Annotated in this window: 22 protein-coding genes and 1 tRNA gene; 5 read left to right on the forward strand and 18 right to left on the reverse strand. The window is 70.5% G+C overall.

Going from position 1 to position 22,532, the window contains the following annotated elements:
* Nucleotides 1-2: 2 nt before the first annotated feature.
* From AB4Z01_RS27550 to paoA, 6 genes are all read right to left on the reverse strand, one after another.
* Nucleotides 3-1,271, reverse strand: coding sequence for an extracellular solute-binding protein (locus AB4Z01_RS27550; RefSeq protein WP_441699138.1), 1,269 nt, complete (start codon nt 1,269-1,271; stop codon nt 3-5).
* Nucleotides 1,272-1,313: 42 nt separating this feature from the next.
* Nucleotides 1,314-2,927 carry an FAD-dependent oxidoreductase gene (locus AB4Z01_RS27555; RefSeq protein WP_441699139.1) on the reverse strand — a complete coding sequence of 538 codons (1,614 nt, stop codon included), beginning with the start codon at nt 2,925-2,927 and terminating at the stop codon, nt 1,314-1,316.
* The gene (locus AB4Z01_RS27560; protein WP_441699140.1) at nt 2,924-3,988 is read right to left on the reverse strand and encodes a LacI family DNA-binding transcriptional regulator; all 1,065 of its coding nucleotides are present in this window, start codon (nt 3,986-3,988) and stop codon (nt 2,924-2,926) included. The genes AB4Z01_RS27555 and AB4Z01_RS27560 overlap by 4 nt, the downstream gene beginning before the upstream one ends.
* Before the next feature lie 207 nt (nt 3,989-4,195).
* Nucleotides 4,196-6,403, reverse strand: coding sequence for an aldehyde oxidoreductase molybdenum-binding subunit PaoC (gene paoC, locus AB4Z01_RS27565; protein ID WP_441699141.1), 2,208 nt, complete (start codon nt 6,401-6,403; stop codon nt 4,196-4,198).
* Nucleotides 6,404-6,406: 3 nt separating this feature from the next.
* The gene (locus tag AB4Z01_RS27570; RefSeq protein WP_441699142.1) at nt 6,407-7,357 is read right to left on the reverse strand and encodes an FAD binding domain-containing protein; all 951 of its coding nucleotides are present in this window, start codon (nt 7,355-7,357) and stop codon (nt 6,407-6,409) included.
* Complete coding sequence (gene paoA / locus AB4Z01_RS27575; RefSeq protein WP_441699143.1) at nt 7,354-7,989, reverse strand: aldehyde dehydrogenase iron-sulfur subunit PaoA; 636 nt, start codon at nt 7,987-7,989, stop codon at nt 7,354-7,356. The genes AB4Z01_RS27570 and paoA overlap by 4 nt, the downstream gene beginning before the upstream one ends.
* Nucleotides 7,990-8,333: 344 nt before the next feature.
* On the opposite strand from paoA, the gene AB4Z01_RS27580 reads away from it, so the two are divergent.
* Complete coding sequence (locus tag AB4Z01_RS27580) at nt 8,334-8,567, forward strand: DUF2188 domain-containing protein (RefSeq protein ID WP_441699145.1); 234 nt, start codon at nt 8,334-8,336, stop codon at nt 8,565-8,567.
* 73 nt (nt 8,568-8,640) lie between these two features.
* On the opposite strand, the gene AB4Z01_RS27585 is transcribed toward AB4Z01_RS27580, so the two are convergent.
* The 3 genes from AB4Z01_RS27585 to AB4Z01_RS27595 form a co-directional block, all read right to left on the reverse strand.
* A tRNA-Glu gene (locus AB4Z01_RS27585) sits at nt 8,641-8,716 on the reverse strand.
* Nucleotides 8,717-8,787: 71 nt separating this feature from the next.
* Nucleotides 8,788-9,861, reverse strand: a complete 1,074-nt coding sequence (locus tag AB4Z01_RS27590; protein ID WP_441699146.1) for a threonine aldolase family protein — start codon at nt 9,859-9,861, stop codon at nt 8,788-8,790.
* A 15-nt stretch (nt 9,862-9,876) separates the two neighbouring features.
* Nucleotides 9,877-10,161: a hypothetical protein gene (locus AB4Z01_RS27595; RefSeq protein WP_441699147.1), complete on the reverse strand. Its 285-nt coding sequence runs from the start codon at nt 10,159-10,161 to the stop codon at nt 9,877-9,879.
* Nucleotides 10,162-10,190: 29 nt separating this feature from the next.
* Here AB4Z01_RS27595 and AB4Z01_RS27600 point away from each other — a divergent pair, with 29 nt between their 5' ends.
* Both AB4Z01_RS27600 and rpoH read left to right on the forward strand, forming a co-directional pair.
* Nucleotides 10,191-11,225 (forward strand): RluA family pseudouridine synthase, encoded by a 1,035-nt coding sequence (locus tag AB4Z01_RS27600; RefSeq protein ID WP_441699148.1) that lies wholly within the window; start codon nt 10,191-10,193, stop codon nt 11,223-11,225.
* 86 nt (nt 11,226-11,311) lie between these two features.
* Nucleotides 11,312-12,196, forward strand: coding sequence for an RNA polymerase sigma factor RpoH (gene rpoH / locus AB4Z01_RS27605; RefSeq protein ID WP_441699150.1), 885 nt, complete (start codon nt 11,312-11,314; stop codon nt 12,194-12,196).
* A 65-nt stretch (nt 12,197-12,261) separates the two neighbouring features.
* Here rpoH and AB4Z01_RS27610 read toward each other — a convergent pair whose 3' ends face one another.
* The 4 genes from AB4Z01_RS27610 to AB4Z01_RS27625 all read right to left on the reverse strand — a co-directional run bounded on the left by AB4Z01_RS27610 (nt 12,262) and on the right by AB4Z01_RS27625 (nt 14,990).
* Nucleotides 12,262-13,305, reverse strand: coding sequence for a WD40 repeat domain-containing protein (locus AB4Z01_RS27610; protein WP_441699152.1), 1,044 nt, complete (start codon nt 13,303-13,305; stop codon nt 12,262-12,264).
* Nucleotides 13,306-13,381: 76 nt separating this feature from the next.
* On the reverse strand, nt 13,382-13,774 hold the full coding sequence (locus AB4Z01_RS27615) for a VOC family protein (RefSeq protein ID WP_441699153.1): 393 nt from the start codon (nt 13,772-13,774) through the stop codon (nt 13,382-13,384).
* Between the two features lie 8 nt (nt 13,775-13,782).
* Nucleotides 13,783-14,364, reverse strand: a complete 582-nt coding sequence (locus tag AB4Z01_RS27620; RefSeq protein ID WP_441699154.1) for a hypothetical protein — start codon at nt 14,362-14,364, stop codon at nt 13,783-13,785.
* Nucleotides 14,365-14,393: 29 nt separating this feature from the next.
* The gene (locus AB4Z01_RS27625; protein ID WP_441699156.1) at nt 14,394-14,990 is read right to left on the reverse strand and encodes a phosphoribosyltransferase family protein; all 597 of its coding nucleotides are present in this window, start codon (nt 14,988-14,990) and stop codon (nt 14,394-14,396) included.
* 212 nt (nt 14,991-15,202) lie between these two features.
* On the opposite strand from AB4Z01_RS27625, the gene AB4Z01_RS27630 reads away from it, so the two are divergent.
* A complete protein-coding gene (locus AB4Z01_RS27630) occupies nt 15,203-15,466 on the forward strand; it encodes a PQQ-dependent sugar dehydrogenase (protein ID WP_441699158.1) in 264 nt (87 codons plus the stop codon).
* 163 nt (nt 15,467-15,629) lie between these two features.
* Here AB4Z01_RS27630 and AB4Z01_RS27635 read toward each other — a convergent pair whose 3' ends face one another.
* The 5 genes from AB4Z01_RS27635 to AB4Z01_RS27655 all read right to left on the reverse strand — a co-directional run bounded on the left by AB4Z01_RS27635 (nt 15,630) and on the right by AB4Z01_RS27655 (nt 21,233).
* Nucleotides 15,630-16,922 carry an adenylosuccinate synthase gene (locus AB4Z01_RS27635; protein ID WP_441699160.1) on the reverse strand — a complete coding sequence of 431 codons (1,293 nt, stop codon included), beginning with the start codon at nt 16,920-16,922 and terminating at the stop codon, nt 15,630-15,632.
* Between the two features lie 25 nt (nt 16,923-16,947).
* On the reverse strand, nt 16,948-18,090 hold the full coding sequence (locus AB4Z01_RS27640) for an ATP phosphoribosyltransferase regulatory subunit (protein WP_441699162.1): 1,143 nt from the start codon (nt 18,088-18,090) through the stop codon (nt 16,948-16,950).
* Nucleotides 18,091-18,162: 72 nt separating this feature from the next.
* Nucleotides 18,163-19,398, reverse strand: a complete 1,236-nt coding sequence (locus AB4Z01_RS27645) for a trypsin-like serine peptidase (RefSeq protein WP_441699163.1) — start codon at nt 19,396-19,398, stop codon at nt 18,163-18,165.
* Between the two features lie 3 nt (nt 19,399-19,401).
* Nucleotides 19,402-20,544: a trypsin-like serine peptidase gene (locus AB4Z01_RS27650; RefSeq protein WP_441699165.1), complete on the reverse strand. Its 1,143-nt coding sequence runs from the start codon at nt 20,542-20,544 to the stop codon at nt 19,402-19,404.
* The gene (locus AB4Z01_RS27655) at nt 20,541-21,233 is read right to left on the reverse strand and encodes a potassium channel family protein (protein ID WP_441699166.1); all 693 of its coding nucleotides are present in this window, start codon (nt 21,231-21,233) and stop codon (nt 20,541-20,543) included. The genes AB4Z01_RS27650 and AB4Z01_RS27655 overlap by 4 nt, the downstream gene beginning before the upstream one ends.
* Before the next feature lie 159 nt (nt 21,234-21,392).
* Here AB4Z01_RS27655 and ypfJ point away from each other — a divergent pair, with 159 nt between their 5' ends.
* Nucleotides 21,393-22,232, forward strand: coding sequence for a KPN_02809 family neutral zinc metallopeptidase (gene ypfJ, locus AB4Z01_RS27660; RefSeq protein WP_441699167.1), 840 nt, complete (start codon nt 21,393-21,395; stop codon nt 22,230-22,232).
* The last annotated feature ends 300 nt before the right edge of the window (nt 22,233-22,532 follow it).

Here is a 22,532-nt window from a genome sequence, read left to right on the forward strand (position 1 = left end):
TGTCAGCGCGCCAGCAGCGGCCGGATGCGGCCGCACACCGCCTGCAGCGCCGCGTCGACATCGGCGTCGGGCTGCCACAGCGAATCCAGCCCGGCCCGCACCACCTGGGCGATCTGGGCGTTGCCGGTGTGGCTGGGCTTCACCGCCCCGATCTCGATGCCGCGCACCACCACCGCCTGGATCTGCGCCGGCTTCAGCATCGGGTTGGCCTTGGCCAGCAGGTCGACGACGAGCTGGCTCTTGCGCGGCGGCGGGAAGAACTGCGCCAGCTTGGCCGAGTTCTCCGGATTGCTCAGGAAGGCCAGGAAGGACGCCGCGGCCTGCGCATTTGCCCCGGCCTTGAACACGCCGATCCCGGCCTGGCCGATCACCGCATATTCCCCGGCCGGCCCTTTCGGCAGAGGCACCAAGTCCCAGGCGAAGGCACCGTCCTTCAGCAGCGCCGCCCGGCTGATCTGGGTGATGGTCATGGCGGCATCGCCGGCGAAGAAATCGGCCGGCGCGCCCGGCCCCGGCATGGCCTGGTCGGTGAACACCGCCTTGTGCAGGAAGCGCATCGCCTCGGCCATCGCCGGCTGGTCGAAGCCGCAAGCCTTGCCGTCGGCGCTCCACGGCGCGGCGCCCCAGCCGTTCCAGATCGTGGCGAGGTTGTCCCACAGCTTGTAGTCGAAATCGCGTACCACCAGCCCGGCCTTGCCGGTCTTGGCGTGCACCGCGGCGGCGTCGGCGACGGCGTTGTCCCAGCTCCAATTTCCCGCCGCGATGCGTTCCATCGGCGGCGTCACCCCGGCCTGTTTCATCAGGTCGAGATTGACGAAGATGCCGAAGGGCGAGGTCGAGAGCGGATAGGCGTACAGCACGTCGTCGCGACGCCACAGCGCGGTGGCGCTGAGCAGCAGGTCGTCATAGCCGTAGCCCGGCGTCGCCCGCAGCACGTCCTGCAGCGGCAGCAGCACGCCGGAGGAGACGAAGTCCGGCGCCGAATTCTCGAAGATCCAGGCCAGGTCCGGCGCGTTGCCGCCGGCGATCTGGGTGGTCAGCGCCGTGGTGTAGCCGTCGAAGGGCAGCGTCTCGAAGGTGATCGACGCCACCTCCGGATGGTCCTTGCGATACGCGGCGGCAATGTCGTCCAGCAGCTGCAGATGCGCCTTGTTGCCGGTCCAGACCGTCATCCTGAGGGCGGTGCCCTCCGCGCGGGCCGGGGCACCGAAGGCCGCCGCGACCAGCAGGCCGGCCGCGGCGGTGGCGAAGATGCGGCGTCCGAACGTCATGGCGTCCTCCCCTTGTTTATCCGTTGGTTCCGGCCGTGCCGGTCAGTAGCCGGCGACCTCCGGCCAGCGCAGCTCGACCCCCTGCCCCTCCAGCCGGGCCTGGAAGGCGGCCAGCCGGTCCGGCCGCGTCCGCACCGCGCGCGGCGGCAGGTCGTGCTGCAGGCACCAGGCGGCGAGATGGCCCGCCACCTCGCCGATGTTCCATTCCACCGGGTGCAGCCGGTAGCAGCCATTGGTGATGTGGGTGGTGCCGATCGCCTTGCCGGCCGGCAGCAGGTTCTCCATCCGCCGCGGCAGCAGCGCGCCGAGCGGGATCTCGAACGGGCAGCTGCCGACATCGATGTAGTTGTCGCCGCCGGTCGAGGGGTGCAGGTCGATCCGGTACATGCCGACCCCGACGGAATCAGTGTAGCGCACAGCCCCGCGGGCACCGCGCACCGCCAGCGACAAATCCTGCTCCACCACGGTGGTTTCGGCGCGGATGCGGCGGGATTCGCGGATGTAGGGCGCCTGCGCCAGCCCGTCGAGCGTGCCGGTGACGTCGCTGCGCAGCCGCAGGCCGGGGAAGCCGGCGCCGCCGTCCAGCCGCGGCGCCTCGGTCTGCAGCCAGTACAGGACGCAGCGCGACAGCTCGGCCGCGCCGGCCAGGTGGCGCTGCGCCTCTGCCTCCGGCACCTCGAACACCGGCCCCTCGAAATAGTCGATCATCGGCCAGTTCACGAGGGTGATGTCGCTGGCATAGGTGCCGCCGGTGAAGTTGCGGCGTGCGGCGATGCGCCGGAACGTCCACAGGTTGCCGTCACCCGGGTTCAGCCGCTGGTCGGCGTTGACCGCCAGCGAGTCGTCGTCCGGGTTCGGGGTGAAGCTGCGCTCGGTGATCTCCAGCGTGCGCGGATGCGGTGACCGCCAACCCAGCAGCGGCCCGCCCCAGAACTCCGGCCGGTAGTCGCGCCAGAAGGCGTAGTTCGCCGGCCGGTCGATGACATGGTTGCCGTCGACATGGTCGATGGCGAAGCAGATCGACACCGCCTGCATGTTCAGCGGCTGCGCCGTTTCCGACCCGCTCGGCTCCCCCGTCTCGGCCCGGGATTCGAAGCCGGTGACATATTCGGTGCCGGTCAGCGGCAGCAGCGCGCCGGTCTCGGTCGCGTCCAGCACATACCGACCGGATGCCACGATGTCCGGCCCGCCGTCGCGATGGACCAGGCGGATGGCGCGCACCCGGTCGCCGTCGACATCCGCGGCCACCGGCCGGTAGGGCTGCAGCACGCGCAGGCGGCCGGAGCCGCGCCAGGGCGCCAGCATCGCCTCGATCACCGCTAGGCCGACCCGCGGCTCATGGCACAGCCGGCTGACCCAGCCGGCGCCGGGGTTCAGGTCGCGCCAGGCCCGCGCGCCTTCGGTCAGCGGATAGTGGCGGCGGTAGTGCTCGCGGATGCCGTCGCGCAGCGCCCGATAGCTGGCGGTGACGCCGAAGCGCTCGACCCAGGAATGCTCGTCCGGCGGCACCGCCTGGCTGGTCAGCTGGCCGCCGAGCCAGTCGTACTCCTCGGTCAGGATCACCGAGCGGCCGGATTTGAGCGCCGCCAACGCCGCCGCGACGCCGCCCAGACCGCCACCCACCACCAGCACATCCGCATCGAATTCCCGGGTCAATTCCGTCGTCCCTTCCGCTTGTCCGGCGTCCTGTCCGGTACTGGGCCGAGGGTCTGCCCCTCGGCCAACTCGCAGGGCAGCAGCCGCTGCCGCCCCTCCTCCTCCCCGCCCATCACCAGGGTCAGGATCTCGACCGCCTGCCGTCCCATCTCCTCCCGCGGGATGCGGAAGCAGGTGAAGGCGATATCGGTCGCGACCGGCCGGGTCGGGTTGCCCAGCGCGACCAGCGACAGATCGTCCGGCACCGCCACGCCGCGCTCGCGGGCCGCCCGCTCCAGCAGCACGGCGTCGGCCTGATCCTCGACCAGCGCCACGGTGATGCCCGCACGCAGCAGCCCGTCGACGAGATCGCCGGGATCGCGGTCCTGTACAGGCTCGTGGATCCCTTCCACCCCCGCCTCCTCCACCGCGGCCCTGAAGCCGGCCCAGCGGTCGTCGGAGGATTCAGCACCCCGGCCCACACCGACGAAGGCCAGGTGGCGATGACCGAGCGCCACGGCCTGCCGAACCAGCGCGGCGGTGGCGGCGGCATAGTCGGCACCGACATAGGGCACCGGGCCGCCGGCATCGTCGCGACGGCCGATGGCGACGAAGGGGTAGCCGCCGGCGACCAGCCGGGCCAGCTCGTCCCGGTCCAGCGTCCGGCCCAGCAGGATGCAGCCATCCGCCAGGCGCAGCCGGTTGTTGTCATGGAAGATGCGGCGGCGCCCGTCGGTCACCGGCGCGCTGGTGAACAGCAGCAGGTCATAGCCGAACCGCTCCGCCGCCCCTTCGATGCCCAGCAGGAACGGCGTGTAGAAATCGGCCTGGCCGCTCGGGAACACCGGCTCATAGGTGAAGACGCCGAGCAGCTGGTTGCGCCGCCCGACCAGCTTCTGCGCCGCCGGGTCGGCGACATAGCCGGTGGCCCGGATCACCTCCAGCACCCGGTCGCGGGTCTCCTGCGGGATCCGGGCCGAGCTGTCGCCGCGCCGGTTGAGCACCAGCGACACGGTCGCCTGGCTGACCCCCGCCTGCCGCGCGATGTCTCGCTGCGTCAGCCTCGCGCCCCCTCCCGGCATCGCGTCGCCTCTTGATAATACGTATTATCTGAGATAATAATCAAATCCTGCCGGGGCGGTCAACCCTCGACTGGGTTCTCTGAACTTGGCGAGAAAGGCCCGACCCGGGGCGTGGTGGGGGATAGCCCCGGGTCGGGCTGGCTGCTCTGGGAAGTGGAGCGCCACTCCTGAGACGAAGCCGAGCGGCCTTCTATTCCAAGATTCTGATCATGCCACCGCGGGCAGCCGGTCCAGCAGCTTGTCGAGCGTGATCGGATAGTCGCGCACCCGCACGCCGGTGGCGTTGTGGACGGCGTTGGCGACCGCCGCGGCCACCCCGCAGATGCCGAGCTCGGCGACGCCCTTGGCCTTCATCGGCGACGAATACGGGTCGGTCTCGTCGAGGAAGATCATGTCCTGGTGCGGGATATCGGCATGGACCGGCACCTCGTAGCCGGCGAGGTCGTGGTTGACGAAGAAGCCATGGCGCTTGTCGACCGCGAGCTCCTCCATCAGCGCCGCGCCGACGCCCATGGTCATGGCACCGATCACCTGGCTGCGCGCCGATTTGGGGTTGAGGATGCGGCCGGCGGCGCAGACCGAGAACATGCGCCGCACCCGGATCTCACCGGTGGCGGCATCCACCGCCGCCTCGACGAAATGGGCGCCGAAAGTCGATTGCTGATGGGTCTCGGTGACGTCGCCGAACTCGATCGTGTCCTCGGCGACCAACTCGCCCTCCCCTGCCGCCCGGGCCAGCGGCGCGCTGCGGTTGCCGGCGCGAACCTGGCCGTCGGCGAACACCGCCTCGGCGGAGTTGAAGCCGAGCTTCTGCGCCACCGCCTCACGCAGCTTGACGCAGGCGGCATAGACGCCGGAGGTCGAGCTGGCGGCACCGAACTGCCCGCCCGAGCCGCTGGAGACCGGGAAGCTCGAATCACCGAGCCGCACCACCACCTTGTCGAGTGGCACGCCCATCATCTCCGCCGCGGTCTGGGCGATGATGGTGTAGCTGCCGGTGCCGATGTCGGTCATGTCGGTCTCGACCGTCACGTCGCCGCGGGCGTCGAGCCGGACGCGGGCGGCGGATTTCACCAGCATGTTGTTGCGGAAGGCGGCGGCAACGCCCATACCGATCAGCCAGCGCCCGTCCCGCGTCTGGCCGGGCTTCGGGTTGCGCTTGCTCCAGCCGAAGCGTTCGGCGCCGGTGCGCAGGCATTCGACCAGATGGCGCTGCGAGAACGGCCGCTCGGGCTTCTCCGGATCGACCTGGGTGTCGTTGCGGATGCGGAACTCGACCGGATCGAGGCCGAGCTTCTCCGCCATCTCGTCGATCGCGATCTCCAGCGCCATCATGCCCGGCGCCTCGCCCGGGGCGCGCATCGCATTGCCCTCGGGCAGGTCCAGCACGGCGAGCCGCATCGCCGTCATCCGGTTGGCGCCGGCATACAGCAGCCGGGTCTGGTTCACCGCCAGCTCGGGCCCGCCGCCGGGCAGGTCGCCGGACCAGCTTTCATGGCCGATTGCGGTGATCCTGCCGTCCCGGTCGGCGCCGATGCGGATGCGCTGGATGGTCGCCGGGCGATGCGTGGTGTTGTTGAACATCAGCGGCCGCGGCAGCGTCACCTTCACCGGCCGCCCGGCGGCGCGGGCACCGAGGGCCGCCAGCACCGCATCGGCCCGCACGAACAGCTTGCCGCCGAAGCCGCCGCCGATGAAGGGCGAGATCAGGCGAACCTTCTCCTTGGGGATGCCGAGCGTCTTGGCCACGTCGCCGACGCCCCAGTCGATCATCTGGTTCGAGGTCCAGACCGTCAGCCTGTCCCCATCCCAGGCGGCGATCGAGGCATGCGGCTCCATCATCGCATGCCCCTGGTCGGGCGTGGTGTAGGTCTCGTCGAGCCTGACCGGCGCGGCGGCGAAGGCGCCTTCGAAGTCGCCGACCGCGGTGTCGGCCGGGCCGCCGAACTTGGGCTCCGGCTTGGTCGCGGAGTCCCTTGCCGCGGCAAGGTCGAATGCGCCCTCGCCCCGGGCATAGTCGACGCGGATCAGTTGCGCCGCGGCGCGAGCCTGCTCGAAGGTCTCGGCGACCACCACCGCGATCGCCTGGTGATAATGGTCGATCTCGGGGCCGCCGAGCAGCCTGGCAGTGTTGTAGTCGCCCTTGCCGAGCTTGCCTGCATTCTCCGCCGTGACGATGGCGAGCACGCCGGGCGCGGCCTTGGCGTCGCCCAGTTCGATCGCGGCGATCCGGCCCTTGGCGATGGCCGCGCCGACGACATGACCATATGCCGGGTTGGGCACGGCGTCGTGCCGCTCATAGGCATAGGGCGCGGTGCCCGTGGTCTTCAGCGGGCCGTCGATGCGGTTGGTCGGCCGGCCGACGACCTTCAGCCGGTCGATCGGATTGGTGGTGGCGGGGGTGTCGAACTTCATGGCTCAGGCCCTCGCTTCGGCCAGCACCGCGGCGAGCGTGCGCTCGGCCAGCGGCAGCTTGAACGCGTTCTCGGGGGTCGGTTTGGCGCCGGCGAGCAATCGCTCGGTGACGGCTTTGGCGCCGCGCGGCAGCTCGGCCTCGGCCGCCTCCACGCGCCACGGCTTGTGCGCCACGCCGCCGAGGGCGACGCGGCCGGTGCCGTCCGGCTGTACGATCGCCCCGACCGAGACCAGCGCGAAGGCGTAGGACGCGCGGTCGCGCACTTTGTGATAGATCTGCCTGCCACCGACCGGCTTGGGCAGCGTCGCCGCGGTGATCAGCTCGCCCGGTTCCAGCACCGTCTCGATATGCGGCGTGTCGCCGGGCAGGCGGTGGAATTCGGCGATCGGAATGCTGCGGGTTGCGCCGTCGGCCTTCACCGTCTCCACCGTCACGTCGAGGGCGCGCATCGCCACCGCCATGTCGCTGGGATGGGTGGCGATGCAGGCCTCGCTCGTGCCCACCACCCCGAGCTGGCGGCTGAAGCCGCCGATCGCGGCGCAGCCGCTGCCGGGCTGGCGTTTGTTGCAGGGCTGGTTGGTGTCGTAGAAATAGGGGCAGCGCGTGCGCTGCAGCAGATTGCCGGCGGTCGTCGCCCGGTTGCGCAACTGGCCGGAGGCGCCGGCGAGCAGCGCCCGTGACAGCAGGCCGTAGTCGCGCCTGACTCGCCGGTCGGCGGCAAGGTCGGTGTTGCGCACCAGCGCGCCGATGCGCAGGCCACCTTCCGGCGTCGGTTCGATCCGGTCGAGCCCGAGGCCGTTGACGTCGATCAGATGTGCCGGCGTCTCGATCTCGAGCTTCATCAGGTCCAGCAGGTTGGTGCCGCCGGCGATGAACTTGGCGTCGCCGGTACGGGACGCGGCCGCGGCGGCGTCGGCCGGCGAGCGCGCGCGTTCATAGGTGAAGGACCTCATGCCTGCCTCCCTGCGACCTCGGTGATCGCCTCGACGATGTTGGAATAGGCGCCGCAGCGGCAGATGTTGCCGCTCATCCGCTCACGCAGTTCGGCTTCGGTCAGCTGCGGCTGCGCGGTGAGATCGGCGGTGACATGGCTCGGAATGCCAGCCTTGATCTCGTCCAGCACCGCCACCGACGAGCAGATCTGGCCGGGCGTGCAGTAGCCGCATTGATAGCCGTCATGCTTGACGAAGGCGGCCTGCATCGGGTGCAGGTCGTCCGGCCGGCCCAGCCCCTCGATCGTGGTGATGCTGTCGCCGTCATGCATGACGGCCAGGGTCAGGCAGGAATTGATCCGCCGTCCCTCGACGATCACGGTACAGGCGCCGCACTGGCCGTGATCGCAGCCCTTCTTGGTGCCGGTCAGATGCCGGTGCTCACGCAACGCGTCGAGCAGCGTGGTGCGGGTGTCGAGGTCGAGGTCGCGGGCCTCGCCGTTCACGGTGAGGGTCAGCTTGGTCATGACGGGTGCTCCGGCAGTGGCGGCTGCGGCATTGGCGATCGACGGTGCCGTCGTCATCGCCACGGAGGCGGCGGTGCCGATCATCAGGCCGCGCCGGCTGATTGCGAGTTCGCCGAGGGTCTGCATGTGTCCCAATCCCCATTTCGCTGGCGGTTGTTGGCATGTCGGGCGATTCAGCCGTCGGACCGTATCCACGGCCGAGGCGTGATTGGCACGCCAGGGGCGCGCCCGGGATGTGGCTCGCCGCTACCTGCATCGGGGCCAATGCCCTGCCGCCGGCAAGAGTTCCGCTCCCAGGCACCCCCGTCACGGCGACGGTCAACTCTTGATCTAGGCGGATCGACGGCGACGATTAGGCATCCGACGGCGCATGGGCCTATCGACCACGCTCATCAATTCACGCCGGGCGTCGCCGAGACCTGCGGGAACGGCCGCGGCGGGAGCGGCATTGCCTGGACAGGAGGTGTGTCATGGCTCGACATCGATATTTCGTGAGCCCGAACAAGGGTAACTGGGCGGTGAAGGAGGACGACACGCGGCTCGGCGACTTCCCGACCCAGGCCGCGGCCCGGGACTGGGCCCGCGACATGGCCCGCCAGGTTTCCGCCGGCGGGGAGGACGCCCAGGTCGTCGTCCAGGGCCGCGACGGCCGGATCAAGGAGGAGCGGACCTACGGCCACGATCCGCGCCGCCATCCGGGGTAGACCGGGGCGCGCCGATCCGGCGCCGAAAACGACAAAGCCCCGCACGAGGCGAGGCTTTGTCGTTGAAATCGCTTGGCGTCCCCTAGGGGATTCGAACCCCTGTTACCGCCGTGAGAGGGCGGTGTCCTAGGCCTCTAGACGAAGGGGACTGAGGCGCGGGCCCGGATATAGGGGAGCCCGCGCGCCGACGCAAGAGATTTCCGTCGGTTTTCTGACAGCCCTACCCGGCCGCCGCCACGGCACCCGGCGCGAGGCAACGGCGCGCCCGCTCCAGCACCGTCTCGATGGTCGCGGCGTCGGTGTCGAAGGCGCCGACGAAGCGCCAGATCTCGCCCTCCCAATGCGCCGCGACCACGCCCTGGCGCTTCAGCCCCTCGGCCAGCGCCGCCGGCAGGCGGACGAATACCTCATTGGCCTCGACCGGATGCAGCAGCTCCACCCCCGGCAGCGCCTGCAGCCCCTCGGCCAATTGCCGGGCCCGGGCGTTGGCGTTGCGCGCGAGCCGCAGCCACAGCCCGTCGGCCAGATAGGCCTCGAGCTGGGCCGAGACGAACCGCATCTTCGACAAGAGGTGCCCGGCGCGCTTGCGGCGGAAGGCAAAATCCGCCGCCTTGTCGGGATCGAAGAACACCACCGCCTCGGCCATGATGCAGCCGTTCTTGGTGCCGCCGAAGGACAGCACGTCGACCCCCGCCTTCCAGGTCAGCTCGGCCGGCGAGCAGCCCTGCGCCGCCCCCATCTGCCCTGCCAGCGCATTGGCGAAGCGCGACCCGTCCATGTGCACCGCCAAGCCATGGCCCCGCGCCACCTCGGCCAGCGCACCAACCTCGGCCGGGCTGTAGACCGTGCCGGATTCGGTCGCCTGCGACAGGCTCAGCATCGCCGGCTGGCTGCGATGCACGTCGCCGCGCCACTCCGGGACGGCGGCGGCCAGGGTCTGCGGCGTCAGCTTGCCATGCGCGCCGTCGGCCAGCAGCAGCTTGGCACCATGGGTGTAGAACTCCGGCGCGCCGCATTCGTCGACCGCGACATGGGCCTCGCGATGGCACAGCACCGCGCCCCAGGGCGGGGTGAAGGTGGCCAGGGCGAGGGCGTTGGCCGCCGTGCCGGTCGGCACCGGGAAGGCGGCGACGCGGCGCTCGAACAGCTCGGACAGGCGGTCCTGCAGCCGGGCTGTGATCTCGTCGCCGCCATAGGAGCGCGCCCTGCCTGCGGCGGCGCTGGCGATCGCCGCCAGGATCTCGGGCGCGGCGCCGGCGACATTGTCGCTGGCGAGGTTGATCGGGTCGGTCATGCCGAAGTCTTCCGGTTACGGAGTGGTGGTCAGAAGAGTCGCGGCGGCGCCGGTGCGCGGGTCGATGCTGCGCACCTCCTGCCCGCCGCCGGGCAGTGTGATCAGGATCACTGCGCGATCGCCCGCGACGGTGATGCTGGTGATGCGGCTGCCGGCAGGCAGCGCGGACGGCGCGGCGGCGGTCGCCGGCGTCGTGGCGGGAGCGGCGGCGGCCGGTGCCGGGGCGGTCCCCGGGGCCAGGAAGCGGCGGCCCAATTCCCCGACGACGACGGCAGCGATCAGGATGATGACCACAAGCATCGCCCAAACGGTTATCTTCACCGCCCGCAATGACCCAGCTTCCAGACGCACCCACCACACCCCTATTCCTGGACGGGACCATTCCCGTCGTCCCCCTGGTCGTCACGATCGGCCCGGATTCCGCCGGCCAGCGGCTGGACCGCGCCCTGGCCGCCGCGGTGCCGGACCTGTCGCGGTCACGGCTGCAGGCGCTGATCGCCACGGGCTGCGTGCGGGAGGGCGAGCGGACAGTAGAAGACGCCTCGGTCAAGGTCAAACCCGGCCAGCGCTTCGAAATCCGGGTGCCGCCGCCGGTTCCGGCGGAGCCCGAGCCGCAGGCGATCGGACTTGATATCGTGTACGAGGATTCCCATCTTATCGTCATCGACAAACCGGCCGGGCTGGTGGTCCACCCCGCGGCCGGCAATCCCGATGGCACCCTGGTCAACGCTCTGCTCGCCCATTGCGGCGCGGAGCTGTCCGGCATCGGCGGCGTCGCCCGCCCGGGCATCGTCCACCGGCTGGACAAGGACACCAGCGGCCTGATGGTGGTGGCCAAGACCGACGCGGCCCACAAGGCGCTGTCGGCCCAATTTGCGGACCGCACCCTGTCGCGCACCTATCTGGCCTTGGTCTGGGGCCGGCCGAACCCTTCGGCCGGATCGATCGAGGGCGCGATCGGCCGGGATCCACGGAACCGCCAGCGCATGGCCCTCGTTAAGGCTGGAGGCAAGGCGGCGCGGACCCACTACCGGGTGCTGCGCCCGGCCGGCACCGAGGCCAGCCTGGTCGCCTGCAAGCTGGACACCGGGCGGACCCATCAGATCCGGGTCCATCTGACCTCGATCGGCCATCCGCTGATCGGCGATCCGGTCTATGGCCGACGCCCGCGCTCGGCTATCGGCCCCAAGGCCGGCGGCGACGAAACGGCGCGCAGCTTTCCGCGGCAGGCCCTGCATGCGGCGAGGCTGCGCTTCCGCCATCCGGCGGATCAACGTGAACTCGAATTCACAAGGCCCCTGCCGGGAGACATGCGACATTTGCTCGTCTCACTCGCAGGGGAAGACCGTATACCCGAGTACTGAAGTCGGGTATTATGAATCGGTCCGGATGAGTCATCCGGAAGGGCGCCCGCCTCACGAGGCCTGGGCGCCGGAGAGGGAGCAAGATTATGGCAACAGCTGCACGCCTGCCCGTCCTGGGCGCCGAATCCAATCTGAGCCGCTACCTGCAGGAAATCCGGCAGTTTCCGATGCTGGAGCCGCAGGAGGAGTTCATGCTCGCCAAGGCGTGGCGGGAGCATGGCGACACCGAATCGGCGCATCGCCTGGTGACCAGCCATCTGCGGCTGGTGGCGAAGATCGCGATGGGCTACCGCGGCTACGGCCTGCCGATCTCGGAGCTGATCTCCGAGGGCAATGTCGGCATGATGCAGGCGGTCAAGCGCTTCGACCCGGACCGCGGCTTCCGCCTGGCGACCTACGCCATGTGGTGGATCCGCGCCGCCATCCAGGAATACATCCTGCACAGTTGGTCGCTGGTGAAGATGGGCACCACGGCGGCGCAGAAGAAGCTGTTCTTCAACCTGCGCAAGCTGAAGGGCCAGCTGCAGGCCATCGAGGACGGCGACCTGAAGCCGGAGACGGTGACCAAGATCGCCACCGAGCTGTCGGTGCCGGAGCAGGACGTCATCTCGATGAACCGCCGCCTGGCCGCGCCGGACCATTCGCTGAACGCGCCGCTGCGTGTCGACGGCGAGGGCGAGTGGCAGGATTGGCTGGTCGACGAGCGCGACAGCCAGGAGGTGATGCTCGCCGACAAGCAGGAGCTCGGCAAGCGCCAGCAGCTCTTGAAGGATGCGATGGCGCATCTGAACGACCGCGAGCGCCGCATCCTGAGCGAGCGCCGGCTGCGCGACGAGCCGACCACGCTGGAGGATCTGAGCCAGGAATACGGCATCAGCCGCGAGCGGGTGCGCCAGATCGAGGTGCGCGCCTTCGAGAAGCTGCAGAAGGCGATCCGCAACGCCGCGGTCGAGGCCAAGCTGGCCCACTGACCCGCGGATCGGAATAAGGTTGAGACGGCCGGGGCATCGCTCCGGCCGTTTTCGTTTGTGTGGCCTCACCCGCCGGTGTCGATACGGATCAGCTCGGTCATCCCGGTCTTGACCGGCTCGGTCCAGCTGTCCGGCGTGTAGCGGGTGACGGTGAGGCTGCGGGAATCGGCGCTCCAGACCAGGTTGCGGAAGGTCTCCCGGCTGGCGATGCGGCGCAGCTGCCGGCCATATTCCAGCTCCCACACGAACAGGCCGGTGGTGTCGTGCCCCCAGCGGTCGGACATGCCGAAGCTGGCGGCCAGGCGCCGCCCATCGGGGCTGAAGGCCAGCTGCGGGAACAGCTGCTGCAGGCCGGGAACGAAGGCCGGGACATCCAGCGCCCCGGTGAGCAGCAAGGTCGACTGGCTGGAGTCGGCCGCGTTGCTGAGGCGGATGGCGACCACGCCGCTGTCGCCTCGGGTCTCGACATGCTCGGCCAGCACCGCGCCGTCGGGCGATCGGGCCGTCCTGACGCCCTGGCCGAACAGGCCGGGCACCTCGGCCATCGGCCGGGCCGGCAGGTCGCCATCATCGGCGACCGAGACGACCGTCGCCAGGTCCGGGACGTCCCAGAAGGTCAAGCCGGGATCGAGCGCGAGGGTATCGTCCGACACGAAGACCAGGTCCGTGCCGCCGCGGCGCAGGCTCGCCCGGGTCGCGCCGGTGCCGGCATCGATCACCTGCAGCGGCCCGTTGAAGAACAGGCCGGCGATCCAGCGGCCGGAGGGCGAGATCGCCGCGGCCCTCCAGCTGGCGTCCGGCGGCACCTGGGCCAGCGTGACCCGCGACCGGACCTGGCCGGTCTGCGGGTCGATCCGCAACAGCTCCTGCGGCCGCTGCGGCTCCTGCCCCGGCTGGCGCGACACCGCCAGCAGCGTGCCGTCCGGCGCCGCGATCATCTGCGCGAGATCCTGGTCGTCGAACACGGCCAGCCGCTGGCATGCACTGGCATGGACGATGCGGTCGAGCAGGCCGCAGGGCCGGAACTCCCCCTCCCCCCAGGCATAGACGCCGACGCCCACGGCCGCGACCGCCACGATCACCGCTGCCGCACGCTGCCATCCCCGCATGAGATCCCCCTCCGAGTCCGAAGCCGATCCTGCCGGCGAATCCGGGCGATTTCGTGAAGGCCGGAGGACGATGCGGCTATCTGTGCTTGAGCTCCAGCAGGTCCCAGAGGTTGCCGTACAGATCCTCGAACACGGCAACGGTGCCGTAGGCCTCCTCGCGCGGCGTCTCGCGGAACACCACGCCGCGGGCGGTCATCGCGGCATGGTCGCGCCGGAAATCGTCGGTGTGCAGGAACAGGAAGACGCGGCCGCCGGTCTGATCGCCGATCCGGCTCTCCTGCTCCGGCGTCGCCGCCCGGGCCAGCAGCAGGTTCGGGCCGCCGGGCGGCGCCACAAGCAGCCAGCGCTTGCCGCCGCCCATCGGCGTGTCCTCGACCAGCTCGAAGCCGAGCACGCCGGTGTACCAGGCCTTGGCCTCGTCATAGTTGCGGACCACCACGGTCACCGCGCCGATCCTCTGCCGCGTCATGCTTTTCCTCAATCGACCTTGCCGAATCCCCAGGGCGCCCGGTCCGGATTGCCGCCGCCGGCGCTGACGCTGAACACCCGCCACTGCCCAGATGGCGCGCGCACCAGCCGGAACTTGACCGCCGTCGCCCCCTGGCCGAAGCCGATGGTGACGGCGCCGTCCGCCCGCGGCTGGGGCTTACCGGCGGCGCCGTTCTGCGGCATCTGGACCGGCAGCGCGCCGGCTGCCCCAGCTGTGACCATGACGCGGTCGAACACCCAGCTCACATCCGTCTGGTCCCACTGGTCCATCGGCGGGAATGCCGTCCGTATGATCTCCGACGCCCGGCCGTCCGGCAGCTTTGCGATCAGCGGCTCCATGTTGAAGGCGTAGAAATCATCGGTCCAGGCCTTCTGCGCGGCCGGGGACAGGATCCAGTAGACGGTGACGTAGTCGCGCTGGCGATAGGCGTCGACGAAGCGGGCGACCGCCGCCTCCGGGCTGTCCAGGGCCAGGCGGTCGAACGGAGTGCGCGTGGACTGGGCCGCCGCGCCCCCCGACATCACGACCAGAACCAGCGCCAGCGCTGCGACGAAGCGGCGTGGACTCACGAGCATCTCCCTTCCTGTGCGACCACGGACTATGGCGCGATCGTCGGCGGCGGCACCAGCGGCGTTCCGGCGGCGCAGAGCGGGCAATCCTCCGGCCGCCACATCCCGCGCTCCAGCGCCGCCAGGGCCAGCAGCGTCACGCCCTTCGCCGCCGCGATCCGGCCGGCCGCCTCGCCGAGGGTGAGCAGGCAGGCGATCCCGGCTGGCAAGGCGCCGTGGCGCCGCAGCTCCGCCAGCGTCAGGCCGAGCGCCGAGCCGGCATTGATCGCGTCGTCCACCACCAGAACCCGTCGCTCGGCCAGCGTGGCGGCCAGCGGCGGCGGAATCCGGTACTGCACTGTGCCGTTCTCGACCGAACGCTCGGCATGGATGAAGCCGAGGCCCAGCTCGGCCGCGATGAACTGCGCCAGGAAGGCCCCGCCGGTCAACGGGCCGCAGACGATCTCCGCCCGCAGCCCCGCCGCTTGGCCAGCCAGCGCCGCGGCCCAGCCGCGCATCCGGGCGGCATCGAGGAACAGCGAATCGAGGTCGAGCCACAGGTCGCCGTGATGGCCCGACTCATAGAGGAAATGCCCACGCGTGGCGGAGACCGCCTGCAGCAGCGCCTGTCCGATCCCGTCCGTCATCCGCCCGCCCTCCCCGGCCGCGTCATCATGTCCGCGAACCGCGCTGCGGCGAAGCGTTGCCTTGTTGCCCAGAAACTATGGCTGGCCGGTGGTCTCGCACGGCGTGAACTACGGTTTTCGACCGGCAAGGCCGTCTGTTCATCACCCTCGGCGAGCGCTCCAAGCCACAGTTCCGCGGCCAGGCGCAGCTTCTCGACTCGCATCTCGGCAAGGTGCCGTCGATCGGCGTGTCCGGCATGGCCTTCTACACCGCCGACGCGATGCCGGGCTGGCGCGGCGACGTCTTCGTCGGCGGCCTGGCAATCCCCAAGCTGGTACGGCTCGAGCGCGACGGCGACCGGATCACCGGATCGGAGGACCTGCTGGAGGATCTGTCCTTACGCATCCGCCAAGTGGTGCAGGGCCGGGACGGGGCGCTGTACCTGCTGACCGATGAGAGCGACGGCGAGATTCTGCGGGTGGGACCAGCCGGGTAGGCGCGAGGACGGCCGAGCCATCCTCTCCTTCCCAAATCGTCATTGCGAGGAGGCGAAGCCGACGAAGCAATCCATGCCTCCGCTCGTGCGGCCCTGGATTGCTTCGCTGCGCTCGCAATGACGGTGTGGGATAGACGCCGACCATCAGCCAGCGCCAACGACCTCAGTCCGCGAACGGATCCCGCACCAGGATGGTGTCGTCGCGCTCGGGGCTGGTCGAGAGCATGGCCACCGGCGCCTCAATCAGCTCCTCGATCCGGCGGATGTACTTGATCGCGGTCGCCGGCAGGTCGGCCCAGGAGCGCGCGCCCTTGGTGCTCTCCTCCCAGCCGTCCCACTCCTCATACACCGCCTTGGCATTGGCCTGGGCCGACTGGCCGGCCGGGAAGTGCTGCAGCACTTGGCCGTCCAGCTCGTAGCCGATGCAGATCTTCAGCGTCTTGAAGCCGTCCAGCACGTCGAGCTTGGTCAGGGCGATGCCGTCGATGCCGCCGGTCTTCGCCGCCTGCCGCACCATCACCGCGTCGAACCAGCCGCAGCGCCGCGGCCGGCCGGTGACCGTGCCGAATTCATGGCCGCGCTCGCCCAGGCGGCGGCCGATGTCGTTCTCCTGCTCGGTCGGGAACGGGCCCGAGCCGACGCGGGTGGTGTAGGCCTTGGTGATGCCCAGCACATAGCCGATGCCCTTCGGCCCGATGCCGGAGCCGGCGGCCGCCTGCCCGGCGACGGTGTTGGACGAGGTGACGAAGGGATAGGTGCCGTGGTCAATGTCCAGCATGGCGCCCTGGGCGCCCTCGAACAGGATGCGCTTGCCGTCGCGCTTCAGCGCGTCCAGCCGCTCCCACACCACGCCGACATAGGGCAGGATCTTCGGCGCCACCTCGCGCAGCTGGGCCAGCAGCTCGGCCGGGTCGACCTCGTCGGCGCCCAGCGCGCGCAAGAGCGCGTTGTGATGCGCCAGCAGGTTCTCGATCTTGCCCGGCAGCGCCGCCTCGTCGGCCAGGTCGCAGACGCGGATGGCGCGGCGGCCGGTCTTGTCCTCATAGGCCGGGCCTATGCCGCGGCCGGTGGTGCCGATCTTGCTCTCGCCGCGCGCCGCCTCGCGGGCCCGGTCCAGCGCGCCGTGCACCGGCAGGATCAGCGCCGCGTTCTCGGCCAGCAGCAGGTTCTCCGGCCCAACCTCGACATCCTGGTCGCGGATGCGCTCGATCTCGGCCAGCAGCGCCCAGGGGTCGACCACCACGCCATTGCCGATGATGCCGAGCTTGCCCGGCCGCACGATGCCCGAGGGGAGCAACGAGAGCTTGAGCACCTTGTTGCCGATGACCAGCGTGTGGCCGGCATTGTGGCCGCCCTGGAACCGCACCACCACATCGGCCCGGCTGGACAGCCAGTCGACGATCTTGCCCTTGCCCTCGTCGCCCCACTGGGCGCCGACCACGGCCACATTCGCCATCGGAATACCTCGTACTTACTAGTCTTTAGATCTCGTCGAGCCGGCCATCCCGGAGGACCCAGCCGCAGCCGAGGCGGCGCGCCTCGACGAGAGGATCGGCGCCGGGCTCCAGCCCGGCGATGGTGACATAGCCCTCGGCCCGCAGCGCGGCGCCCTCACCCCGTGCGGTGCCGCGCGGCAGGAACACCCGGCGCGGCGCCTGGGGCGGCGTGACCGCGCGCAGCACCGTGTCCATGAACAGGGTGAAGCCGGTCGCCTCCTCGCCCTCGGCGCCATTGGCGCGGTAGCGGCCGCCGCGGCCGACCTCGCCGCGGGCGCCACGGGCGAACAGGGTGAAGGCGACGCCGGTGTGGTACTCGAAGCCGCGATGCTCGACGAAGTCGACCGTCACCATCAGGTCCGGCGCCGAGGCGCGGATCAGCCGCACCACCTCGGCCAGCCGGTCCAGGATCGGCCGGGTCACCGCCGGCAGGTCGATGCCGGACAGCGCGGCCAGCGCCGCATCGGCCGGGCCGGAGGCGGCGAGCAGCCCGCCCAAGGCTGCGGCCGCGGCGCCGCCATGCTGGGCGACAGCGGCGGCGTCCTTGCGGTCGAGCGCGTGGCGCAGCGCGGTCGCGGCGCCACCGTCAACATCGAGGGCGCCGAGCAGCGCCGGCACCAGGGTCGGCTCGGTCAGGTCCAGCGCCAGCCGGTCGACCCCGACCGCCTGCAGCGCCTCGACCGCCAGCAGCGCCGCCTCGGCGTCCGCCGCGGGCTGGGCGCCGCCGATCAGCTCGGCGCCGACCTGGGCGAATTGCCGTTCCGGCCGCAGCTGGGTGCCGCGCACCTGCAGCACCTGGCCGGCATAGGCCAGGCGCAGCGGCCGCGGCGCAGCGGCCAGGCGGGAGCGGGCGATGCGGGCGACCTGCACCGTCATGTCGGCGCGCAGGCCCAGCATGCGGCTGCCCATCGGATCCATCAGACGGAAGGTGTGGCGCGCCATGCTGGCGCCGACGCCGGACAGCAGCGTGTCCTCGAATTCGACTAGCGGCGGCTTGACCCGGTCGAAGCCGTGGCCGCCCAGAACAGCCACCATGCGTTCGATCACCGCCGCCTCCTGCGCCGCGTCGGGCGGCAGGACGTCGTAGAAGCCTTCGGGGAGGAGTGCGGCGTTGGGTGCGTCGGTCATGACGTGCCGCACGCTAGGGCCTTCGCGCCCCCGGCGCAACGACGAAGGCGGCCCGATCCCCCCGCCTTGCGCTCACCCCCCATGCGCGGCGAGATACGTCGCCAGGGCATCGGCAAAGGCCCGGCTGTCGACCGCGAGATAGGCATTGTCGTTCCCGCCGTCGCGGAAGAAGCGGGTGACCACGGCGACCACGGCGTAGCCGCCCCTCTCCTTCATGAAGATCGGGCCGCCGCTGTCGCCCTTGGTCATGTCGCAATCATGCTTCAGCGTGTGGTCGCGGCGCAGCGCCAGGGCGTGGCAGCCGCTATGCGCCGTCATCCGGTCCGGCGCATCCCAGGCATAGCCGGCCTGGACCAGCGGCACCCAGCGTCCGGCCGCGATCTGCGCCTCATCGGCTGCGGTCAGCCGGTGCACCGTCATGGTGCCGGCGCGGTCGCCGATATCGGCGTCGAGCAGCAGGATGGCCCAGTCCGAGCCGTAATCGACACGCTCGTCCTCTTCTCGATCCGCCTCGGGGCGGTAGCCCGGCGCCAGCTGGATCGAGACGATCCCGGCTTCAGCCACCGCATCGTCGCCGTCGCGCCCGGCGCGGAAGCCGTTCGGCTCGTCGCGTCCCCCGTCGTCGCGGAAGAAGCAGTGGGCCGCGGTCAGCACCACCCGCCGTCCGACCAGCGTGCCGGTACAGCTGCCGCCGCTGCCGAAGGCGATCTCGCCGATCGCGGTCCAGGGCATGCGGCCGGGCCGGACCATGCGGCGGTCGTCATGGCCGTAGAAGTGGTCGCGGATGCCGGGGACGGTGTCGCGGCCCAGGCAGTCGGCGGTGTCGCTGCGGGCGGCGCAGCGGCCGGTGCCGAGGCCGGGCTCGTCGCAGACATCGTCGAAGGCGGTGGCGCAGCTGTTGATGTGGTTGCGCCGGGAATAGAGCGGCCGGCAGTCGCTGATGTCGGTGCCGTCCGGGCAGACGCCGGTGCCGATGCCGGGCTCGTCGCAGGCACCGTCGCTGGACCAGTAGCAGCCGTCATTGCCGCCGGTGCGCAGCGGCCGGCAATCGGTGCTGTCGCGGCCGGCATCGCATTCGCCGGTGCCGATTCCGGGCTCGTCGCACTGGCCGTCGAAGGCCCAGCGGCAGCTGTTGTCTCCGGTCTTGAAGCCGGCGCAGTCGGCGTCGTCGGTGTCCGCGGCGCATTCGCCCGAGCCGCCGAAGCGCTGCTCGTCGCAGGCGCCGTCCTGGGCCCAGCGGCAGGTGTCGTCGGCGATTGCCGGACCGGCCAGGGCGAACACCGCCAGCGCCGCGAGCACGGCCCTCACCGCTCAGCCGCCATGGCCGGCGACGTATTTCGCCACGGCCTTTTCGAAGGCCCGGCTGTCGACCGCGAGATAGGCCGAGCGGCTGCCCTCGTCGCCGCCGTAGAAGCGGCTGACCACGGCGACCACGGCATAGCCGCCGGCCCGCTTGATGAAGATCGGCGAGCCGCTGTCGCCCTTGGTCATGTCGCAGTCATGCAGCAGCGTGCCGTCGTCGCGCAGCGAGACGATGCGGCAGCCGACATGCTCGGTCATCCGGTCCGGCGCGTCCCAGGCGTAGCCGCCCTGCATCACCCGCACCCACCGCCCGGCCTCGATGTCGGCCTTGTCCTCCGGCTTCAGCCGGTGCACCGCCATGATGCCGGTGACGTCGCCGATATCGGCGTCGAGCTCGACCAGCGCCCAGTCGAGATTGTACCAGGACTCGCCGCCGCGGCTGCGGCCCTCGCGGAAGCCGGGCGGCAGGGTGAAGCCGGCCACGCCCGCCTGGGCCACCTGGCTGGACCCGTTGCGGCCGGCGCGGAAGCGGCGCGGCTTGTCCAGCGTGTCGTCGTCGCGCATGAAGCAGTGCGCGGCGGTCAGCACCACCCGCCGCCCGACCATGGTGCCGGAGCAGGCGCCGTTTTCGAAGATCAGCTCGCCGATCGCGCTCCACGGCATGCGGTCGACCCGGGCCAGGCGGCGCTGGTCGCGGCCGAAGAAATGGTCGCGGATCCCGGCCGGGGTGTCGCGGCCGAGGCAGTCGGCGGTGTCGCTGCGGATGGCGCAGCGGCCGGTGCCCGTCGCCGGCTCGTCGCAGATGTCGTCGAAGGCGCTGGCGCAGCTGTTGTTGCGGTTGCGCCGGGTATAGAGCGGCCGGCAATCGGTGGCGTCGGTGCCGTCGGCGCAGACCCCGGTGCCGATGTTCGGCTCGTCGCAGCTATGATCCTCGGCCCAGCGGCAGCTGTCGTCGCCGCCGGCCCGGACAGGCCGGCAATCCGCGGTGTCGGTGCCGCGGCTGCAGTCGCCGGTGCCGATCTCGGGCTCGTCGCAGCGGTCGTCGAAAGCCCAGCGGCAGCTGTTCGGGCCGTATTTGATGCCAGCGGCGTCGGCCGGGGCCGCCCAGGCCAGGCACAGCAGGGCGGCGGCGATCCACAGCGGCCGCGTCACTCGGCGTGCCTCGATTCGAGCTCCATCGACACCAGCCGGGCCAGCAGGATGGCCGGGAACAGCTGGCCGCACAGCCCTTCCAGATTGGCCAGCGAGCGGGCCAGCGGGAACACCGGCGTGATGTCGCCGAAGCCGACTGAGGTCAGGGTGGTGAAGCTGAAATAGATCATCCGCGACAGCAGCCGGACATGCTCGGTCTCCAGCGCATCGGCGAAGGCGTAGGCCTTGTCGCCGACATGCAGCACCAGCAGCGTGCCGAGCAGGGCGAAGATCAGGCCGAGATGCAGGTAAACCGCGACCGCGCCGAGGATGCAGTGCAGGTTGATGCGGCTGCGGCGGAACACATGCACCAGGATGAGCCAGCTCAGCAGCGCCAGGAAGGCGACGAACAGCAGGATATAGACCGAGGTCAGCCAGAGCTGGCCGATATAGAGGCTGAGCGGCTGCATCGGGATCAGCACCATCCCAAGGCCGACCACGGCCTTGGCCAGGCGGGTGTGGCGGGCGACGGCGAAGATCCCGGCCAGGACGATGAAGCAGAAGTTGAAGACGAAGATGTGGCGCGAGGCCTCGTGCACGGTGGCGAGCGGCCCGAACACGAAGATCGCGAGCGCCTCGAAGCCGACCAGTGCGCTGAGGCTGCGGTCGCGGCCGATCCCCGTCGATGGTGCAGTGGCGGTGGCGGGCATCGGGTCGAAGGAAACCGTCCGGTACGAAACGATCCGCCATCCTAAGCGGAATTGCGCGGCGAAACGATGGCGGATCGCGCGATCGTTCTACCTTCCTTAGGATGGAACCGGATTGGCCGCGGCGGGGTTTCGGCTGCGCGACCAGGGGAGAGAGCAGCCATGCGGTGGCAGGATCTGAGGCGCAGCAGCAATATCGAGGACCGGCGCGGCATGCGCCCGGCCGCGATCGGCGGCGTGGGCGGCATCGGCGCGATCGTGATCGTGCTGGTGGCGCTGTTCTTCGGCGTCGACCCTTCAGCCCTGCTGCAGCAGGTCGACCCCGGCTCGTCCCAGACCGAGACAGCCTCCAGCCCCGCGCCGCAGGACGAGAACTCCCAGTTCCTCGCCGCCGTGCTCGGCAGCACCGAGGATACCTGGGGCGCGGTGTTCCAGGAGGCCGGCAGCCGCTACGCGCCGCCGAAGCTGGTTCGGTTCAGCGGCGCCACCCGCTCCGCCTGCGGCTCGGCCAGCTCGGCGATGGGGCCGTTCTACTGCCCGGGCGACCGGATGGTCTATATCGACACCGACTTCTTCGACGAGCTGAGCCGCCGCTTCGGCGCGCCCGGCAAGTTCGCCGAGGCCTATGTCGTGGCGCATGAGGTCGGCCACCATGTCCAGAACCTGCTCGGCATCATGGACAAGGTCGCTGAGCAGCGCAGCCGCGGCGGCGACGGCAACGCCCTGTCGGTCCGGGTCGAGCTGCAGGCCGACTGCTTCGCCGGGGTCTGGGCCAAGCGCGGCGACCAGCAGAGCCGGTTCATCGAGCCGGGCGACATCGAGAGCGCGATGAAGGCCGCCGCCGCGGTCGGCGACGACGCGCTGCAGAAGAAGACCCAAGGGTATGTCGTGCCCGACAGCTTCACCCATGGCAGCTCGGAGCAGCGGGTGCGCTGGTTCCGCCGCGGCTTCGACAGCGGCAACCCGACCAGTTGCGATACCTTCGCGGCGCAGACGCTGTAGAAGGCATTTGCGGGCGGACGCACGCAGACCCTCCCCCGCCCCCTTGCGCAAGCTAGGGCATCTACGGATCTTTGGAGCGACAGATTGACTCGGGGAGAGGGTTGTCGATTCCCGGCGGCCCGGGGTGTGTGATTCTATGGGCGACACTTTGGGGAACCGGAGTGTCGTCATGGAGATCGATTGGTCATTGGGGCGGTTCGGGGATCGGCGCCTGGATAAAGGGGGGCGGTGCTTCTCGAGCGCATGGTGTCGTGCGCGACGGTATGCCTGCGCCGTCTGGCGCAAGGGAGCTKGTCGGCG

The sequence above is a fragment of the Inquilinus sp. YAF38 genome (genome assembly GCF_052113205.1).
Classification (GTDB): domain Bacteria; phylum Pseudomonadota; class Alphaproteobacteria; order DSM-16000; family Inquilinaceae; genus Inquilinus.